Annotated in this window: 17 protein-coding genes; all 17 read right to left on the bottom strand. The window is 43.4% G+C overall.

Translation table 11 applies throughout. The annotated features are described in order from the left end of the window. Positions 1-15: 15 nt before the first annotated feature. The gene (gene fliM, locus K0625_RS16025; protein WP_220110616.1) at positions 16-1,044 is read right to left on the bottom strand and encodes a flagellar motor switch protein FliM; all 1,029 of its coding nucleotides are present in this window, start codon (positions 1,042-1,044) and stop codon (positions 16-18) included. Positions 1,045-1,189: 145 nt separating this feature from the next. After that, positions 1,190-1,708: a flagellar basal body-associated protein FliL gene (gene fliL / locus K0625_RS16020; RefSeq protein ID WP_220110615.1), complete on the bottom strand. Its 519-nt coding sequence runs from the start codon at positions 1,706-1,708 to the stop codon at positions 1,190-1,192. A 117-nt stretch (positions 1,709-1,825) separates the two neighbouring features. After that, positions 1,826-3,463: a flagellar hook-length control protein FliK gene (locus K0625_RS16015; RefSeq protein WP_220110614.1), complete on the bottom strand. Its 1,638-nt coding sequence runs from the start codon at positions 3,461-3,463 to the stop codon at positions 1,826-1,828. Between the two features lie 144 nt (positions 3,464-3,607). Next, positions 3,608-4,054, bottom strand: coding sequence for a flagellar export protein FliJ (fliJ, locus tag K0625_RS16010; RefSeq protein WP_220110613.1), 447 nt, complete (start codon positions 4,052-4,054; stop codon positions 3,608-3,610). Positions 4,055-4,091: 37 nt separating this feature from the next. Beyond that, positions 4,092-5,432 (bottom strand): flagellar protein export ATPase FliI, encoded by a 1,341-nt coding sequence (gene fliI, locus K0625_RS16005; protein WP_220110612.1) that lies wholly within the window; start codon positions 5,430-5,432, stop codon positions 4,092-4,094. A 77-nt stretch (positions 5,433-5,509) separates the two neighbouring features. Next, the gene (fliH, locus tag K0625_RS16000) at positions 5,510-6,490 is read right to left on the bottom strand and encodes a flagellar assembly protein FliH (RefSeq protein ID WP_220110611.1); all 981 of its coding nucleotides are present in this window, start codon (positions 6,488-6,490) and stop codon (positions 5,510-5,512) included. Further along, entirely contained in the window at positions 6,490-7,539 is a 1,050-nt protein-coding gene (fliG, locus tag K0625_RS15995; protein ID WP_220110610.1) for a flagellar motor switch protein FliG, read from the bottom strand. Before fliG ends, fliH begins: the two co-directional genes overlap by 1 nt. Continuing rightward, on the bottom strand, positions 7,529-9,235 hold the full coding sequence (gene fliF, locus K0625_RS15990; RefSeq protein WP_220110704.1) for a flagellar basal-body MS-ring/collar protein FliF: 1,707 nt from the start codon (positions 9,233-9,235) through the stop codon (positions 7,529-7,531). Before fliF ends, fliG begins: the two co-directional genes overlap by 11 nt. Positions 9,236-9,327: 92 nt before the next feature. Continuing rightward, positions 9,328-9,660 (bottom strand): flagellar hook-basal body complex protein FliE, encoded by a 333-nt coding sequence (fliE, locus tag K0625_RS15985; protein WP_220110609.1) that lies wholly within the window; start codon positions 9,658-9,660, stop codon positions 9,328-9,330. Between the two features lie 212 nt (positions 9,661-9,872). Next, complete coding sequence (locus K0625_RS15980) at positions 9,873-11,231, bottom strand: sigma-54-dependent transcriptional regulator (protein WP_220110608.1); 1,359 nt, start codon at positions 11,229-11,231, stop codon at positions 9,873-9,875. Beyond that, positions 11,224-12,336 (bottom strand): sensor histidine kinase, encoded by a 1,113-nt coding sequence (locus K0625_RS15975; RefSeq protein ID WP_220110607.1) that lies wholly within the window; start codon positions 12,334-12,336, stop codon positions 11,224-11,226. Before K0625_RS15975 ends, K0625_RS15980 begins: the two co-directional genes overlap by 8 nt. A gap of 241 nt (positions 12,337-12,577) precedes the next feature. Beyond that, complete coding sequence (locus tag K0625_RS15970) at positions 12,578-14,011, bottom strand: sigma-54 dependent transcriptional regulator (protein ID WP_269902808.1); 1,434 nt, start codon at positions 14,009-14,011, stop codon at positions 12,578-12,580. Between the two features lie 314 nt (positions 14,012-14,325). Further along, positions 14,326-14,736 (bottom strand): flagellar export chaperone FliS, encoded by a 411-nt coding sequence (gene fliS / locus K0625_RS15965; protein ID WP_220110606.1) that lies wholly within the window; start codon positions 14,734-14,736, stop codon positions 14,326-14,328. Positions 14,737-14,746: 10 nt separating this feature from the next. Then, on the bottom strand, positions 14,747-15,073 hold the full coding sequence (locus K0625_RS15960; RefSeq protein ID WP_220110605.1) for a hypothetical protein: 327 nt from the start codon (positions 15,071-15,073) through the stop codon (positions 14,747-14,749). A gap of 25 nt (positions 15,074-15,098) precedes the next feature. Next, complete coding sequence (gene fliD / locus K0625_RS15955) at positions 15,099-16,469, bottom strand: flagellar filament capping protein FliD (protein ID WP_220110604.1); 1,371 nt, start codon at positions 16,467-16,469, stop codon at positions 15,099-15,101. 49 nt (positions 16,470-16,518) lie between these two features. Beyond that, complete coding sequence (locus K0625_RS15950; RefSeq protein WP_220110603.1) at positions 16,519-16,908, bottom strand: flagellar protein FlaG; 390 nt, start codon at positions 16,906-16,908, stop codon at positions 16,519-16,521. A gap of 113 nt (positions 16,909-17,021) precedes the next feature. Further along, complete coding sequence (locus tag K0625_RS15945) at positions 17,022-17,840, bottom strand: flagellin N-terminal helical domain-containing protein (RefSeq protein ID WP_220110602.1); 819 nt, start codon at positions 17,838-17,840, stop codon at positions 17,022-17,024. Positions 17,841-17,887 lie beyond the last annotated feature (47 nt).

Here is a 17,887-nt window from a genome sequence, read left to right as displayed (position 1 = left end):
ACGCTATTTAGCATGTTATAACTCTTTCACTTCCCGAACTTTCGCTTTACGGGTAATCAAATGAAGCTCAGATTTGGCTGTTTCAGGTCGAGGAATTTTCTGGATCACTCTAAGCGCGAGGTTATCCCGAGCTTTACCTAATTTACACCTAAAAGTTGGCAGGTCTTCAACACGCAAAATGATATGCTCAGGAAGCTCAACAGGAATAATATCCCCCTGCTTCAACTCCATCACATCTTTAAGTGTGATCTCATGTTCAACAACCGTTGCATCTAGGCCAACATTAACATCCATGATCTCGTCTTTTAATGCCTGAGACCAACGCATATCGGTATCTTGCGTATCACTTTGTACACCGGCATCGAGAAGCTCTCGTATCGGCTCAATCATGGAGTAAGGCATAGTGATGTGGAAATCACCGCCACCACCATCGACCTCAATATGGAACGAGCTGATAACAACAACCTCTGTCGGACTTACAATATTGGCCATTGCAGGGTTAACTTCTGAGTCCAGATAATCAAACTCTACATCCATGACTGGTGCCCAAGCATCTTTATAATCTTCAAAGATAATCTTCAGCAGCAGTTGCACAATTCGTCTTTCTGTCGGAGTAAACTCACGCCCCTCAATTTTAGCGTGAAAGCGTCCATCGCCACCAAAGAAGTTATCCACCAAAATAAAAACTAATCTAGCTTCCATGGTGATAAGCGCAGTTCCTTTAAGCGGGTTAAAGCGCACCATATTTAGGCTGGTTGGAACAAATAGCGTGTGTACGTACTCACCAAACTTAAGCATCTGTACACCGTTGATGGAAACCTCGGCTGCACGACGCATCATATTGAACATACTGATACGCAGGTGGCGAGCAAAACGCTCATTGACAATCTCAAGCGTAGGCATACGTCCGCGCACAATACGATCTTGGGAGGAGAAGTCATAGGAGCGAGCATCCACTCCCCCCTCATCAACTTCCTCTTCCTCTACGTCATCTACCCCGTGAAGTAGCGCGTCAATTTCGTCTTGGCTTAATAGATCACTCACAATATAGCCTTATTAAACTAAAAAGGGACGATTCATCATACAAACGTTTTGATACTCATTGCTTTAAGGTAAGAGTTTCTACCCAAAAGCAATAACATCATATAGTTAATCTGAATCGGAAAAACTTAATAAATTCAGTCACCAGTTACTGCATCACAAAGCCAGTAAACAGTACTTTCTCGACAACTTTTCGCCCTGTAACAGGCTGGAGCGTGTTTTGAACGTTTAACAGTGCTAATTGGCGTAATTCATCTTTCCCAGCCAAAGAGCTCATTTTTTGAACATCCGCACTGCTAAAAGTGGTCAGCAGTGCATCTTCAATTAACGGGATATGTTTTTTAATTAAGACATCATCGTCACCACCACGAACCATCAGTTGGACTTTAATCTCAACTAACCTTGAACGGGCAGCACCTGGCAAGTTAAACAGAAATGGCCTAGGCATACCGACATAGAAAGCCTCTCCGGTATTCACCTCTTCAACCACTTCAGCCGCTTCACCTTCAACAACAGCCTCATCACTAGGTTCGCTTGAGCCTAAGAAAAACCAAACTCCCCCCCCAATCGCCAATAATAAAACGAGGCCAATGACACCAAAAATTAGCTTCTTCTTACTTTTCGGTTCGCCATTCTCTTCAAGTTCTAATGATTCTTCATCAGCCATTTTATTTCCTTTTTTAAAATGCCTCTAGATGTTAACGCTAGATCTGCAATGTATTCATAATAAGGATTGTAGCTAAAATTGGCGCGATCCTCACATTGATCTCTATAGGTTACCTGCTTATGCGTAATAATCTATACCCGAACGGTAACTAGTTGCTTGTTTTGAGCTTATTAATGATTCTTCTGCTGAGATTTCATCCAGTTCAGAGGTAAATTGATCTCCATTATCCTCGCTTGCCTGCTCACCTTCACCATTGTTCGAGTTTTCTTGAGAAACGTGACTGTCAGTCAATTGCATCCCCTGCTCAGATAAGAGATCTTTCAATCGTGGAATAGCCTGCTCAATAAGATCTCGGGTTTGATGCTGCGCCACCTGAAACTGCACTTGAGTTTGATCGCCCTGCACTTGAATTCTTACCATTAACTGGCCTAACTCAGGTGGATCTAACCTAATCTCAGCATGTTGAACCCCTTGGCTCACCATGGTAACCAACTGCTGCTTCATCACTGGAGCAAATCGCTGGATCATATCTTGTAACTGAACCTGCTGTTCATTGCTTTGTCTTAATGACACTTGTATCTGAGCGATATCTGTTCGTTGAGGTTGAGGCGATAACAGGGAACTTGTTTGTTGCAACTTAGACTCTCCCCCCTGTAACGATTCACTTAATACAATGGATTGCTCAACTCCTGCTTTGACAGGCTGCAGTTTTACCGTTAATTCAGCTCCTTTAAGTTGCTGCTCGGCAATAACTTGACCATCTGTTTTATTCGCCTTAGATGCAGCTTCAGATTGGGCTAAGGTTTTCTCTCCTAAAATGTTACTGAACTTGTCGTTATCAAATTTTGGCTTTGACGCTAGCTCTTGCCCTTGAAGCTGATTGACTTTAGGCTCTTCTCCTTTAACTAAATGCCCCTCTTTAGCAGTTTCTACTTGTCTTAACTGTTCACCTGTTAATGGCTTTGTCTCACTATTGCTCGGTGAACCTTGCCCTTTTTTCATCTCTTTCTCTGCAGTGATACCAGCCAATGCTTGCATGTTATGCGGCAACTCGGCATCGGAGAGTTCAGCTTCTTGTCCGGTTATGGCTACATCATCAGGCAAGATTTTATCACTCTCAATGGCATCCAGCATCGCTTGATAATCACCACCACTGTTAACGAGTACAACGAGCTGATTCAAGACCTCAGGTGAAAGTGCTTGTAACTCCTCTTTTGTAAGACCGCTTTGCCTTTGTAATTCAGCCAACAGCTTTTCATCAAGAGGTTCTAACGTTTCTGCATCGACAATATCGAGGTCTTGTTCGGTCTCTCCATCAATTTTGGCCATTAAGGTTTCAATGGATTGCTCATCAATGAGCATTTCATCAAGCGGCAAACTATCGCCGCTAATCTTACTCTCTGACTCTAAGGTACTTTTACTTAACTCTGAGGCCAGATTGATTTGCGCCAATACATGGGATACATCAATCAAGTCACCATCTTGCTCAGCTGCCTCTTCAGCCACAATACTGCCTTCAGCTTTAGCTTGAAGTTCAGGATCTTGAGCACGAGTTTGCTTACTTTCGCTGTTTGAAGTTTCTTTGGATGCAGATTTAACCTGTTGTTTTGCTTCAACACTTGCTTGCTGTAATGCAGTGGAGAAATCACTATCCTTAGTCGTTTTTCCATCACTTTGGGTGACTTGTTTACTCTCTGTACTTGGCTTACTTTCAGCTTTGTTATTGGCTAAAAGTACATTGGTCATCTTCTGCATAAAGCCTCCAAAAAAACACTGCCTGTCAATAATATAAAGGCTCACAGTCAGCGTCAAAATGTCGACCGACTAGGCCGACAAGATCTATATCTATAAGCGAAGCAATTTCAATGCCAAGAAGAGGTTAGAGGGAAAAGAAATGGGTTAACGAGTACGTTGACGGTAAAACAGTTGAGATGCGAACTCATCGGTCATTTTTTGTTCGCGCCTTAGTTCAGCTTGTTGGGCTTTATCTGCTTTATGAGAGAGTAGCAATTCAACAGCTTTCCTTTTTTGTTGCATCTCCTGCCAATATTTCTGTCTGTGCTCTCTCTGGGAATCAGCCTCTTGAATAGAGGTGATCTGTTTAGTAATGGCTTCATCTACCTGCCTGACAAATTGATGAAACTGATGGTAATAACTGGCACTGATATTTTTACCGTGATGACTTTCCATCTGTTTCATATAATCGAGACGGTAATTCCTCAGCGCTTCAAGCTGACTCTGGCACTTTTGCAACATCAATTGCGCCGACTTAAGCTGCAAGCCCGCCTGCTCTTCAGCTTCTTTTGCAAGTTTTAACACTGTATCTAACGGATCATGCTTCGCCATTAAACCACCAACTCTTGCTGTTTAAAAACACTTGTCATTAAACTTTACACTGAGCGCCTAACTGGCTCAGCATAAGCTCACTGCTGTCAAATCGAATTGCTTCCTTCATGGTTTGCCTTAAAAAAGCGTTCATGGCTGGTTGCAAGCGAATAGCATTATCTATTCTTGGATCGCTCCCTTGGGTGTAGGCACCGATAGAGATAAGATCCTTGTTCTGCTGATAGAGGGAGTAAACTTGCTTAACTCGGCGCATCGCTTCTAAATGCTCAGGGTTAATGACCATAGGCGCAACACGGCTTATTGACGCTTCAATATCGATTGCTGGATAATGTCCAGAATCAGCCAGTTGTCTCGAGAGGACTATATGCCCATCCAAGATTGCCCTAGCAGCATCAGCAATAGGATCTTGCAGGTCATCCCCCTCAGTTAACACAGTATAAAATGCTGTGATGGAACCTTGTCCAGGCCCTCCATTACCCGCCCTTTCAACTAACTTAGGAAGCTTTGCAAATACCGAAGGTGGATAACCTTTAGTTGCAGGAGGCTCGCCAACCGCCAATGCAATCTCCCTTTGTGCCTGTGCGTAGCGAGTCAAACTGTCCATCAATAGAAGTACGTTATAGCCTAGATCCCGAAAATACTCCGCGATACGCGTCGATGTTTCACAAGCTCGTAATCGCATAAGTGGTGATGTATCTGCAGGTGCCGCAACAACGACAGAGCGAGCTCGCCCTTCATCGCCCAATATCTCTTCAATAAACTCTTTAACCTCTCGGCCACGCTCACCGACCAAGCCCACCACAATGACATCGGCAGTGGTTCCACGAGTCATCATGCCAAGCAAGACACTTTTACCGACACCTGATCCCGCAAAAAGCCCCATTCTTTGTCCTTTACCCACAGTCAACATGGCATTGATAGCCCTCACGCCGACATCTAAAGGCTCAGTGATTGCTCTGCGCGACAGGGGGTTAATAGACTGGGCATGTCTTGGAGCCTTTTGATCAGTTTGTAATCGGCCTAGACCGTCCAAAGGTAAACCATTACCGTCAAGTACTCTTCCCAACAGAGAAAGGCCCACATTCAAGCCACTCTGTTCACCAAGAGGGGTAACTTTAGCGCCAGGTAACACGCCTCTAAGTTCCTCAATGGGCATGAGATACAGGAGCTCATCGTCAAAACCGATCACCTCGGCAACAAGCTCTCCCGCTAATGTCTCTATACTGCAAAGGCTACCGATAGGCGCGCGGCAGCCGGTAGCTTCTAACGTTAAACCAACCACACGCACTAGTTGGCCACTCGCTTCTGCGATGAAAGGGTGTACTTTTCCAGACTGTTGCTTGATTCTATTCAGCAGTTGGTTTTGGCGGCTATGCATCTTTGTATTCGCCTTTTGCTCTGAAATAAATACCTAGAATGAGGATCATAAATCGTCAGTTATATAGGAATAAAGGGTTAATCCGCTTTATCTGGAGAAGCATCATCAGTGTTTTGAGCTTTGCCATTTTCAACATGATGATTTGGCTCATCAGTTACTTCACCAGCGCTCTCCTGTTGAGCCTCAACATTGAGCTCCTCTTCAGGCACAGCCTCTACCGCTTTACTCGGCTCAGAGGCGATATCTAAGGCCTGTTTTTGATGCTCAACAGTTTGGCTTAAATTCTGCTCGTGACTCTCTAGTTCCTGCAATACAGTACTCATTCGACTCTCAAGTCGCATATCGACACTGCTTCGCTGACTTAGAATAATACAATCACCAGGAGTCAAACTTGGATCACTCTCTAGATCCCAACGATTTTTCTCTAATTGATTGGCACTGTATAACGAGTCGACTAACTCATGGTCTTCTGGGTGCAAGCGGATCACAACCCCTTGCTCTTTCAAAGGCAGCGAGTCAACACCTTGCCTCAATGCTGATAATATATGTTCTGGGTGGGTTTTAATCTCATGGCCAATCACAGCGCGAGATAGCTTTAATGTCAATGATACAAGCTCCTGCTCTATCTCATTATCAAGCAGTTCAAGGGGCTTTTCAAACTGCTCAAGCAAACCTTCAAACCGTTTAATGAGCTCTAGTGCTTTCTCAGCCCCCTCTTGATAACCTTGCTCTTTTCCCTGCTCGAATCCCTCATCATGGCCCTGCTTTAGTCCCTCTAAACGCCCAGTTTCGAGGCCAGCTTGATACCCCTCCTCTTTTCCCTGTGCAAAACCTTCATTTTCAGCTTCCTGCCTAATCTCCTCTATCTGCCCTAAGGTCGGAGGTAAAATTGAGTCAGGCTCCTCCGTGACCGGTTTTTGAGCCGATTTTCGTCCAAAAAGGTTAGAGACATCTTCGGGAACTGCTGTCGTTACATCCGGGATATGCCAATGGCTAAACTCAATATCAGTTTCAGGTGGGTGAACTTCGCCTGGGCCTTCAGGTTTATTGGACTTCATTATAAGAACTCTTCACCGCCACCACCGCCCAGCATAATTTCACCACTGTCACTTAGACGACGAGCGATGGATAAGATCTCTTTCTGCGCCACTTCCACCTCACTGATCCTAATAGGCCCCATGGCTTCGAGATCATCGGCCAGTAACTCTGCAGCACGTTTAGACATGTTACCCAATATTTTCTCTTTGAGCTGATCATCTGCGCCTTTGAGCGCTTTCATCAAGACATCCTGTTGAACTTCTCTTAGCAGTGCTTGAATCCCTAAGTCATCAACATCAATAAGGTTTTCAAATACAAACATTAAGTCTTGGATCTGTTGCGCCATCTCTTCATCAGACTCTCGCATCGTCTCCATCAACTGACTTTCAACACCTGTATCTAAGTAGTTCATGATGTTAGCCGCAGCTTTCAAACCACCCATCTTGGCAGCCTGAGCACCACCTTGACCAGCAAACTGTTTCTCCATAATATCATTCAGCTCCTGCAAGGCCGCAGGTTGAACCTCTTCCAAATTAGCGATACGCATCATCAGATCCAGACGGGTATTCTCAGGAGACTGTGCAAAAATTTCAGCCGCCTGATCAGGTTCTAAATAGGAGAGAACAATGGTTTGGATCTGTGGATGCTCGTTTTGAATAATCGTCGCAACTTGGCGAGAATCCATCCATTTTAACGACTCCAATCCCTTCGCACCGCTTCCCATAATAATCTGTTCGATCAGGTTGCCTGCTTTATCTTCACCTAATGCAGCTGTCAGAGCTTTACGCACAAACTCCTCACTGTTAAAGCCAATTGAGGAGTATTTTTGTACTTCATCAAGAAACAACTGATGTACAGCAATAACTTTTTCCTGGCCAAAGTCTTCCATGGCCGCCATCACCATACCCACTTTCTGTACCTGCTTCGGCTCTAAGTGTTTAAGAATTGATGCGGCATCCGCTTCACTTAAACTTAGCAGTAAGATCGCTGTTTTTTCGACACCTGTAAGGTCATCGATTACCGATGTGCCTTTTCCCCCGGCCTCAGCCACTTCTGTATTATTGCTCATTGTCTTGTAACCAACCCTTAACGACCTGTGTAGACAGTTCCGGCTCATTAGCCACAAGTGCCCTAATCGCCTTAATCATATCATCATCTTTATGCAGATCTGGTATCAAAATAGAGCCATCATCATTATAGCTATACTCAGCTTCAGGACGGTTTAACATCCCCAAGGTATCCGATGCATATTGATCTTCAATTTCTGCTAACTCATCTCCAAATTTTGGCTCATCAGGGAGATTGCTGCTATCTGGGTAGATAAGTTTCTTCAGCATAGGTCGGACGATAAACAGGATCAGCGCGAGGATCACTAGGCCACCCATGGCAAGTTTAATGGCACGCCAGAACCAAGGTTGCTCCCATAATTCAGGTGCCGGTGCTTCTTCGATCAATTGATCCATAAAGGGGACTGTTACCACCTCAATCACATCACCACGCTGGGTACTAAAACCAACCGCCCCTTCAAGTAGGCGACGAATGTTGGCCATCTCTTGATCTGTTCTTGGTACTCGATTGACCTGTCCATCTTCACCTGCGGGACCTGGCTTAAAATCGACAGCCACAGAGACGCTAACACGTCTAACGACACCTATCTGTTGTCTGGTATGGCTGATGGTGGTGTCTAATTCAAAATTACGAGTTGCTTCTTTATGAGAAGAGCCTGGGTTCTTACTTGCTTCACTCTGTTCACCCTCTAATGCATTTTGAGGAATGTTCGCTTCCATTGGAGGCTGATTACTCAAAGCACCAGGTATACCGCCTATCGCTCCCGAGTTAGAGCTATTCTCAACTGTCATCTCGCTGCGAAGTGCTGGTAAATCTGGGTTAAAGCGCTTTGCGGTTTGCTCAACAGCGGTAAAGTCCATGCTCACATCAACTTGAGATGTAAAGTTTTCTGGACCGAGGATCGGCATTAATATGGATTCAACTTTATTGCGGTATTCAGACTCTTTCTGCTGAACCAACTCAAGCTCTCGTCTAGCTCGAGCCGACACACCATCTTGGCTGCCTGAATTTAACAAACGACCATTGGAGTCGGTAACGGTGACACGAGTTGGCTCTAACCCCTGCACCGCAGAAGCCACGATATCGACTATCGAATCGACCTCCTCCTGACCTAAACCTGCACGGCGTGCACTAATCACTACGGTAGCACTAGGCTTCGAGCGATTTCTTGCAAATACATTCTCCTTTGGAATGGCCAATATCACTTTTGCACGAGTAACACTTCTTAGTTCTTCAATCGCTCTAGCTAAATTTTGCTCTTGGCTGTGTTTAAGCCTCGCTTGTTCCATCCGTTGACTTACACCAAAGCCACTATCTTGGCTCAGGTAGTCAGTGCTGCTTGACGCGCTATCCACCCCTTCACGACTAAGCATCAATTTGACCTCTTGATACTTCTCCTCAGGCACTTTAACAACATCACCCTCTATTTTATAAGCAACCTTATTCTTATCCAACACATCGAGTACTTGGATCATATCTTCAGTTGCCATTTTACCCAATGGTCGAAACTCTGGCTCTTGGGCCCACAACATGACAAAGACAGCCACAGCAAGACAGATAGCAAGTGCAAGCACCATTGTCACTTGGCGTAACATATCAACCCCACCAAATGAGCCAAGTCCACCTGATTTATTCTCTTCCTGAACGCCACCGGCAATATCATCACTTGCCAATGTGGAATTTGTACCTACAACCATATCTGTACTCAAAATAGATCCCTGCTTGTCTATTAATCATTTGTGGTCAAAATACCAACTAAAAATAGATAAACCCTAAGTAATGCAACGTATTATACAGGCATACTCATGATTTCTTTATAGGCTTCCACCAGTTTATTTCTCACTTGAACTGTCGCTTCAAATGCTACGCTGGCTTTCTCACGCGCAATAACTGTGTCAGACAAGGTAACCCTTGTGTCTCCCATGTCGAGCCGAGAAGCTAACTCCCCAGAGTTAGCTTGTAGCTCACCGACACTGGTAACAGCCTGTGATAACAACTCACCAAAATCGCTACCTGAAGTGCTTCTTACCTGCTGCGTTATCTGGGGAGTGATACTGCCTGTAGGGATCTCTCCACTCAGTGACTTCATCTCTTGCAATAAAGAGTTTGCTCCGATTTGCATAGGTTTCTCCCAAACAGTCGACTAACAGTAGAAATGACGGATAGTTGACGAAAATGATTCTTGGTAAGAACTAATGCAATTTGTTTGCCATAAAGATGAGTTGTGGTGAAATACAAAAAAGAGAGATAAAATTGTATATGTAGGGGGTAATACTAAAAAGGCACTAAAGTTAGTGCCTTTAAGCTATAAAATGAAATCAAAAAAGTGTCGCTTTATGCTGGGATTTGAATACCTGCATCTCTCATCTTGGCCATCTTATACCTAAGCGTTCTGGCGCTAATACCTAGCTTCTCAGCTACAAGCTTGCGACTACCTTGACACTGGGTCAAAGTTTCTAGAATGATCACGTGCTCTTGAGCCTTTAACTCATCTCCAAGTGCATCCAACTCAAGCGAACTCTCTTGAGTGCTAGTATGACACTTCACATCCTGAGTGAGCATCACTTCGTCCGCATCAATTATGATCTCATTGGCTGTAATATTCCCGCCAGTGAAGAGAATTAGGGCTCGCTGAATCACATTATCTAACTCTCGGACATTACCTGGCCATCGGTGAGTCAGCAGGCGGCGAGAAGCACTCTCTTCAAAATCAGGGATCTCCGACATCCCCGATGTCGTTGCATGCCTAAGTAACAGATGACGAGCCAGTGGTAATATATCCACAGGCCTTTGGTTTAACGAAGGCCAGACTAAAGGAAACACATTTATTCTGTAGTAGAGATCTTCTCTAAAATCACCTGATGCTGCCATAGATTTAAGATCGCGGTTAGAGGTTGCCAATACCCTCACATCTAACTTGATATTCTTGCGGCCGCCAATTCGCTCCACCTCTCTCTCTTGAAGTACCCTTAATAACTTAGCCTGAAGGCCTAGCTCCATTTCAGAGATCTCATCAAGTAGTAAGGTTCCTCCCTGCGCCTGTTCAAATTTACCAGGACAAGCCTGATAAGCACCGGTGAAAGCCCCTTTCTCATAGCCAAATAGGGTCGCTTCGAGCATATTTTCAGGAATTGCAGCACAATTAATCGCGACAAAAGGTTGCTCAGCACGAGGGCTATTTTGGTGAATAAACCTAGCCAGAACCTCTTTACCAGAACCGCTTGGCCCCATGATCATCACTGAAGCATCTGAAGCTGCCACTTTCTGTGCTAAAGAGAGTAGCGCCAGACTCTTTTCGTCTGCAACAACAGGTTGCGTTTGACACAGTTTTGGCTTGAGATAACGAGATACTTGATTTAACAAAACCTCTGGAGCAAAGGGCTTCGCTAAATAATCAACAGCCCCAAGCTTAATGGCATTCACAGCATTATCTATCGTTGCATATGCCGTCATAAGTAACATAGGTAGCTGTGGGTGATGTTGTTGAAGGTAATTTAGTAAGCCTAAACCGCCCACGCCCTCCATCTGCACATCACTTATCACCATATCAAATGATTCGTGTTTAAGCTTTACAATCGCATCTTCTGCAGAAGCAACATCAACACATTCATAGTGAGCGATCAAAAGAGTGTCTAATAGGGCTTCACGAAGAGAGTGATCATCTTCGACCAATAACAGTTTACCTTCAGACATATTTAGCTCCTTCATCGACTTCTTTTACCAAGGGGTTATCTAAGGTTTCAGAGTCTTGGCCCAATAATTTGGGGAAAACCAATGAAGCCGTACACCCTTTTGTTTTTTCACATCTCAGTTGCAATTTTCCACTATGATTTGCCACAACAGATTGAACAACCGCTAAACCTAAACCAGTACCTTGTGCTTTAGTGGTAAAAAATGGTTCAAGCACCTTCTGCTGCATCGCCTTGTCTAAACCTTTACCATTATCAATAATGTCGATATGTAGATTGCTCTGTGTTTCATATCCACAAATTTTCACCTTGGTTGAGCCAGCTTCAATACTGTTAACGACCAGATTATTAATCGCTGAGCTTAACGCACTCGAATTAGCCAGAAATAGACTCTTCGAGCTATCTACAAATTCAAGTTCACACAGGTGCTGATCAGCAATCGGTTCACAATTGGCGAGAACGCTTTCCATGATCGTTGAGATACACTCCGCTTCGCCTTGCTCCTGCTGACGACCTTTAGCCATCAAGAGCATATCATTCACCTGATGCTCTAACTCATTAAGCCTATCGACTAGCTTTCCCTGAAACCTTTTTCTGGAAACATCCGTCAATTTAGGGCTAGCTAAATTGGAAGCATATAAAAGCGCTGCAGTTAGTGGTGTCCTAACTTGGTGAGCCAAAGTAGCCACCATTTTACCTAGGGCAGAGAGACGCTGAAGATGCGATAGATTTTTCTGTAAGATACGCGTTTCAGTCAAATCCGTTAAAACAATTAATTGACCAGATTCAGGTGTTAGTGGAGTGATTGCTAACTTCACCCTGCGGCCATTACGAAGTGATACTTCATGTCCATCATCGTCTTGAGGAGAAAAGGCGCGATTGATAACCTGAATCCACTTTAATCCCTCTAAGGGTAAGCCTAATAGCTTCACCGCAACAGGGTTTGTGTCCGTAACAACACCATCACCATTTATGATAACAATGCCCGATGGCATAGCTTGCAGAATATGCTCCATTCGATTGGACATATTCGCTGCTGGCGCAATATCCAACCACTTATGAGAGTGTTGAGATATCGTATCCTGTTGTATTTGAGGACTTACGGACATATTTACTCCGTCAAAAAATTGCTGCTAACAGGCTACATGCAGAATTTACGCCACAAAATCAAAGAGGAGGGAATAAGGAGGCTATTGATATATAAGTATCAGTTATCTATGGAAAAATAACCGGTAGTGGAAGTAAGCTTAACTAATAAAGGTTGACTAAAAATAATAGATTAGCCCTTATAGCTAACAGAAACTGGCAGATTTAAGGGCTCAATTTATTGGGAAAGTAATTTACTCGGTATTACTCTTTTCCCATTCCATATTTTCTCATCTTCTCAACTAAGGTTGTTCGCCTAATGCCCAACATCTCAGCGGCTCTGGCAACCACATTATCTTGTTGCTCTAACGCCTGCCTAATCATATCGATTTCGAGCTCAGCTAATAGATCTTTAAGATTCACACCTTCAGGCGGAAGCTCGCTAGGAAAACGTGTCTCAGGAATATCGACAGGCTCATCACTGTTGAATATGGAAGCGAGCGCATCACGCTCTTGCTCCTCTTCACTGACCTCAACACAGTATTCAGGCACATCGATATGACGATACTTTATTGGCAGATCATTAACGTCAACCAGCCCACCAGGATAAAGGATCGTTAAACGCTCAACCAAGTTAGACAGCTCACGGACATTACCTGACCATGCATGTTCTTTTAATGACTCGATTGCTCTTTGAGTAAAACGAACTTTTCCACGCCCTTCGTTATACACTCGGCTAACAAGCTCTTGTAAAAGCAGTGGGATATCATCCTTACGCTCGCATAAAGCAGGCATTTCGATAGGAAAGACATTCAAACGGTAATAGAGATCTTCCCTAAACTCCCCCTCTAGAATCATTGACTCTAGTTGACGGTGCGTCGCCGCAACAACACGCACATCAGTAGTAATCGATTTAGAGCCACCGACTCTTTCAAACACTTTTTCCTGAAGAACTCGAAGCAATTTCACCTGCATCTGTAGAGGCATATCACCAATTTCATCTAAGAAAAGCGTTCCTTTCTCGGCAAGTTCAAAGCGCCCTTTTCGTGCACTTATCGCTCCAGTAAATGAGCCCTTTTCATGACCAAAGAGTTCACTCTCAAGAAGCTCAGGAGGGATTGCACCACAGTTAACCGGTATAAAAGGCCCATCACGGCGATCTGAAATATAGTGGATGTTCCTCGCCACAACCTCTTTACCTGTACCTGATTGGCCAAGGACAAGCACTGTCGCATCAGAGGGAGCAACTTGATTAATCAAATGACGAACCTGAGCTATGCCATCGCTTCTACCAACCATACTTCTAAACAGTTTGGTTTGATTAACACTAGTAGGGATGTCAGGACGTTTAGCTTGTCCGAAAACCTGACAGAAGTGAAGAAGTTCTGTCAGCTGAGGATAATTTAAAGGCTCCTCAATATGGCCGAGTATATTAGACGCAACAGCGCCATCCATCTCGCCAAGCAATAATATCGGCTGCCAAGGCAAGGTAGCTGCAAGAGTTTGTAGTAACTCTTTAGACTGTATGTCGGATGAGATGATTAAAGCTCGAAATCGAGTGTTATGAACTCGCAGTTCGAGTTTATCGACTGCGACTAACTCAACTTGTTCACCTAAAAACTCAAATACACAAGATAAGCGATTCATTCGCTCAGACTGGTTACCGACAAGTAGAATTCGTTGATCTGTTTGCATCATTCAAAAAGCCGTAAAGCGCTGGTTATTATTCGCATTAATTATTAGTGTTTGTTGCTGTAAAAGCGGAGTAGCATTTCCATAATAGTATGTAAGAAATCACTACCATGAGGAATAGTGTATTATCAGCAGGCTATTAGCAAGTACCTGATGCATTTAATGCTCCACTGAATTGATTTTAGCAGAACTAATTTTTTTTTTGATGAAATACTCAACAAATTAGAGTGTCGATGTCAACTTTTTGACTAGTGCCGACTTTATTTGGAATGAATAAGGGGCTGATTAGCCCCTTGAAGATATGTGTGAAGATTATTGAATTACATTGCTTCTGAATGAGACGCCATATGATGCTTCTCTGGCGGAATAGCATCCCAGCCCTCTTTAATTGTTTTTAAGATATCACTGACATCATCAAGAGCCTGTATGTCATTATTCATATTGGCTTCTGAAATGCGTCGTAACATAAAATCGTAGAGATCTGAAAGGTTACTTGCGATATCGCCACCAGCCTCCATATTAAGGCTGTTGTTTAAACCTGTGATAAGGCCAACGGCTTTACCAATATAGATGCCTTTGTTAGCAATATCATTGTTTTCTATTGCGTAACGGCTTTGTGCCAAACGCTGTAAAGCACCTTCAAACATCATCTGTATAATTCTGTGGGGGGAAGCAACTGAGATCTCACTCTCAACAGATACTTTACGATATGATTGCAGTGACTTTCTCATATATACCTACCTATTTAGCACCGATTGACTTGTAAACGTTTATTTGTCGCTTACTTTTACTGCTCAGATGCATCAACTCTTGTCTATGTCGCATTATAACTTTAGCTTGTTGCTCAAAACGTTGAGTCAGCTCTAATTGTTTGAGCCACATAGTTTTATCTTCAAGCTTAATTGCTGCAAGTAACTCATTGAGCAAAAGTTGACGCTTACCAACCAGTACTTGCAATTCTGATACCAACTCATCAGCAAGTTCACTTTCAGCAGGTTCTTTATCCAGTTTTGCTAGTAACTGTTCAAGAGCTTGATTTAGCTCCTCCAACGCATGAAAGTCTTGCACTATTTACTCCAGTAACAAATTTGGGTTAACTTTGGGCTTTAACTACACCTGGGAGCGAATTAAGTCCACTGATAATACCACCAGCTTGTTGGTTAAGATTCCCAACTACAAGATCCATGGCATTAAACTGCTTAAACAATCTAGCCTGCAGTTGCTCCATCTTTAATGAAAATGCTTCACGCTGATCATCTAATCTCTGCTTGTCACTGGTATAGGCATTATTACGAGAATCGATTAAGCCGCCCGTTTTAACATAGCCCTCAACAAGCTCATCCAATTGAACTGCTATACCGGTAGTATCCGTAGCAAACAGTCCTTCAATACTAGCAATATCTTCATCGATCACTTTATCAAGTTTTGTGCTATCAACAGACAACTTACCATAGCGATCTGCCGTTATCCCAATATCGTAAAGGGCAACAGTTTCACCATCAACTGTAACTCTTGAACTGATTAGGTTACGTGCCTGAGACTCTATCGAGCGGATCATTGAGTCCCCTTGAAGCGCCGCAGCCGTTTTCTTCTCAGTATCATAAGCACTAAGCTTATCAATGGACTCAATAAGGCTGTTATAAGCATCAACAAAGCCGGTAATATTCTCTTTAATACCCTCTTTATCCAGCTCAACTTTAACAGTACTAGTCGTATTGATATCCGCATCAGTTAGATTTAGAGTAACGCCAGTGATAGCCCCTTTAACATCGTTGGTTTGAGAGGTTATCTTTTGACCATCCACATGGATAATTGAAGGCTTCGCTTCTTGAAGTTCGGTGAGATTAACTCCACCAAACATATCGTTTAAACCGGTACCAACCGTATCAGTCGCAGCAACCGTTATCTGGCTATCTGGTCCTTCGACATCAGAACTAAGCACTAATCGGCTGCCTGCATCACTGGTAATAATCGTTGCAGTCACGCCCACATTATCTGTGGCATCATTGATGCTTTTAGCAATATCTTCTAGGGAATCACCAGCATCAACATCAACAGAAAAGCTATTTCCATTAACCGTTAAGTCTAAACTGCCCTCACCGACTGCTGCAGCGGGATCAGCAACATTAATACCAGCCACTTTATGAGCTGTGGCTAACTGCTCAACCTTAATGTTGTAACTTCCAGTTTGTGCTGTTTTATCGGCCGTTGCCGTTAAAAACTCACTGTCACCAGTCGAAACTGATTTTTGATTGATGTTATTGCCATCTTTTAGTTTTTCAAGCGCATCTTGAAACGTCGACAATGCACTTTTCAGTGTACCGATGGCTGACACTTTCGCATCGATGGTCTTCTCTGTTTTATCAAAGATAGCTTCTTTGGGCACTTTCTCAGCATCAACTAAAACACCGACAATAGTGTTAATATCAAGCCCAGAACCTATTCCCGTCGCTGTTAATGCCATAAAAACCTCATAAAACTATAATGTTAAAACTAAATATAAAACTGATTGCTTAAGCTTCAGTCTTCATCAAGAGACCTGTCACTTCAGACAGTTTCTGCGCTAATTTTAGCGCCTCTTCATTAGGTATTTGCCTAATAATGTCACCCGAATCAACATCCATGACACTGACAATATTCTTGCCTGAACTCTCATCGATCTTAAAGGCTAAGCCTTTACGCATAACCGACATCATATCAGATAGATCTTCAACGAGTTGTTGCATCTCAGCTTGACTGGTTTTTGACTGAACTTCAGTTTCTTTTTCAGTCTCTTCTACTGCTTGAATTGTGGCACGACGTTCAAGATCTGAACTCTCTGCAGCAGTTGATTTAACCGGCGTAGTACTGATCTCAATTTTAGCAGTTGCTGTGCTGGATGAGTTTGTAAAATTGATATCCATAACTGTACTCTCCTCCCACTATATAACTTCACAATCTTAGAACCAACAAAGGGAGATCCGTGACCGAACCTCCCTTTCAACTATATCATCTATCAACTAACCTTTAGTTGATATTATAGTAGTGATAGAGCAACTTGAGGTAGCTGGTTAGCCTGAGCTAGCATCGCTGAACCTGTTTGTTGAAGTACCTGGTTCTTAGTCATTGCTGATGTTTCTTTCGCGAAATCCACATCTACGATACGACTCTTAGCGTCGGCAACGTTTGCCTGAGTGTTCGCACTGTTACTAATGTTGTGAGCAAGACGGTTTTGAATCGCACCCAAATCAGCTCGTTGCGTATCAATAGTCTTAATCGCTTTATCGATAGCACCTAATGCTGATGCGCGGTTGGCTGAGGTAGCTAAAGCTAATGAGCCAACAGAAAGTGATGTTTTATCGGTTTTCTTTACAGTAACTTTAACATCCTCTCCATCTTGATGGCCCACTTGGAAGTTTTTACCTGCAGAGAAACCACCAGTCATCAGTTTAGTATTACCAAATGCTGTGCTAGTACCGATTGCATCAATTTCAGTTGCTAATTGATCCATCTCAGCTTTAAGTGCAGCTATATCATCAGCACTGTTTGCACCGTTTTCTGCTTGAACAGTCAAATCACGCATACGTTGTAGCATGTTAGTCTGCTCTTGCATTGCACCTTCTGCAATTTGAGCAATAGAGATAGCATCGTTTGCGTTACGCATACCGACTTCGAGGCCACGAACCTGGCTATTAAGACGGTTTGAAATCGCTAGACCTGCCGCATCATCTTTTGCGCTGTTAATACGCAAACCACTTGATAGACGCTCCATAGAGGTAGCTAGATTACCACTGGAGTGATTCAGGTTTTTCTGAGCCTTCAATGATGTAACGTTCGTATTTACTGTAATAGCCATAATTTGTTTCCTCTTTAATACCTGGCTTGAAACTTTGCCTGTCTTCT

The organism is Shewanella nanhaiensis (assembly GCF_019457885.1).
Lineage (GTDB): Bacteria > Pseudomonadota > Gammaproteobacteria > Enterobacterales > Shewanellaceae > Shewanella > Shewanella nanhaiensis.
This window is presented reverse-complemented; position numbering and strand designations above follow the sequence as displayed.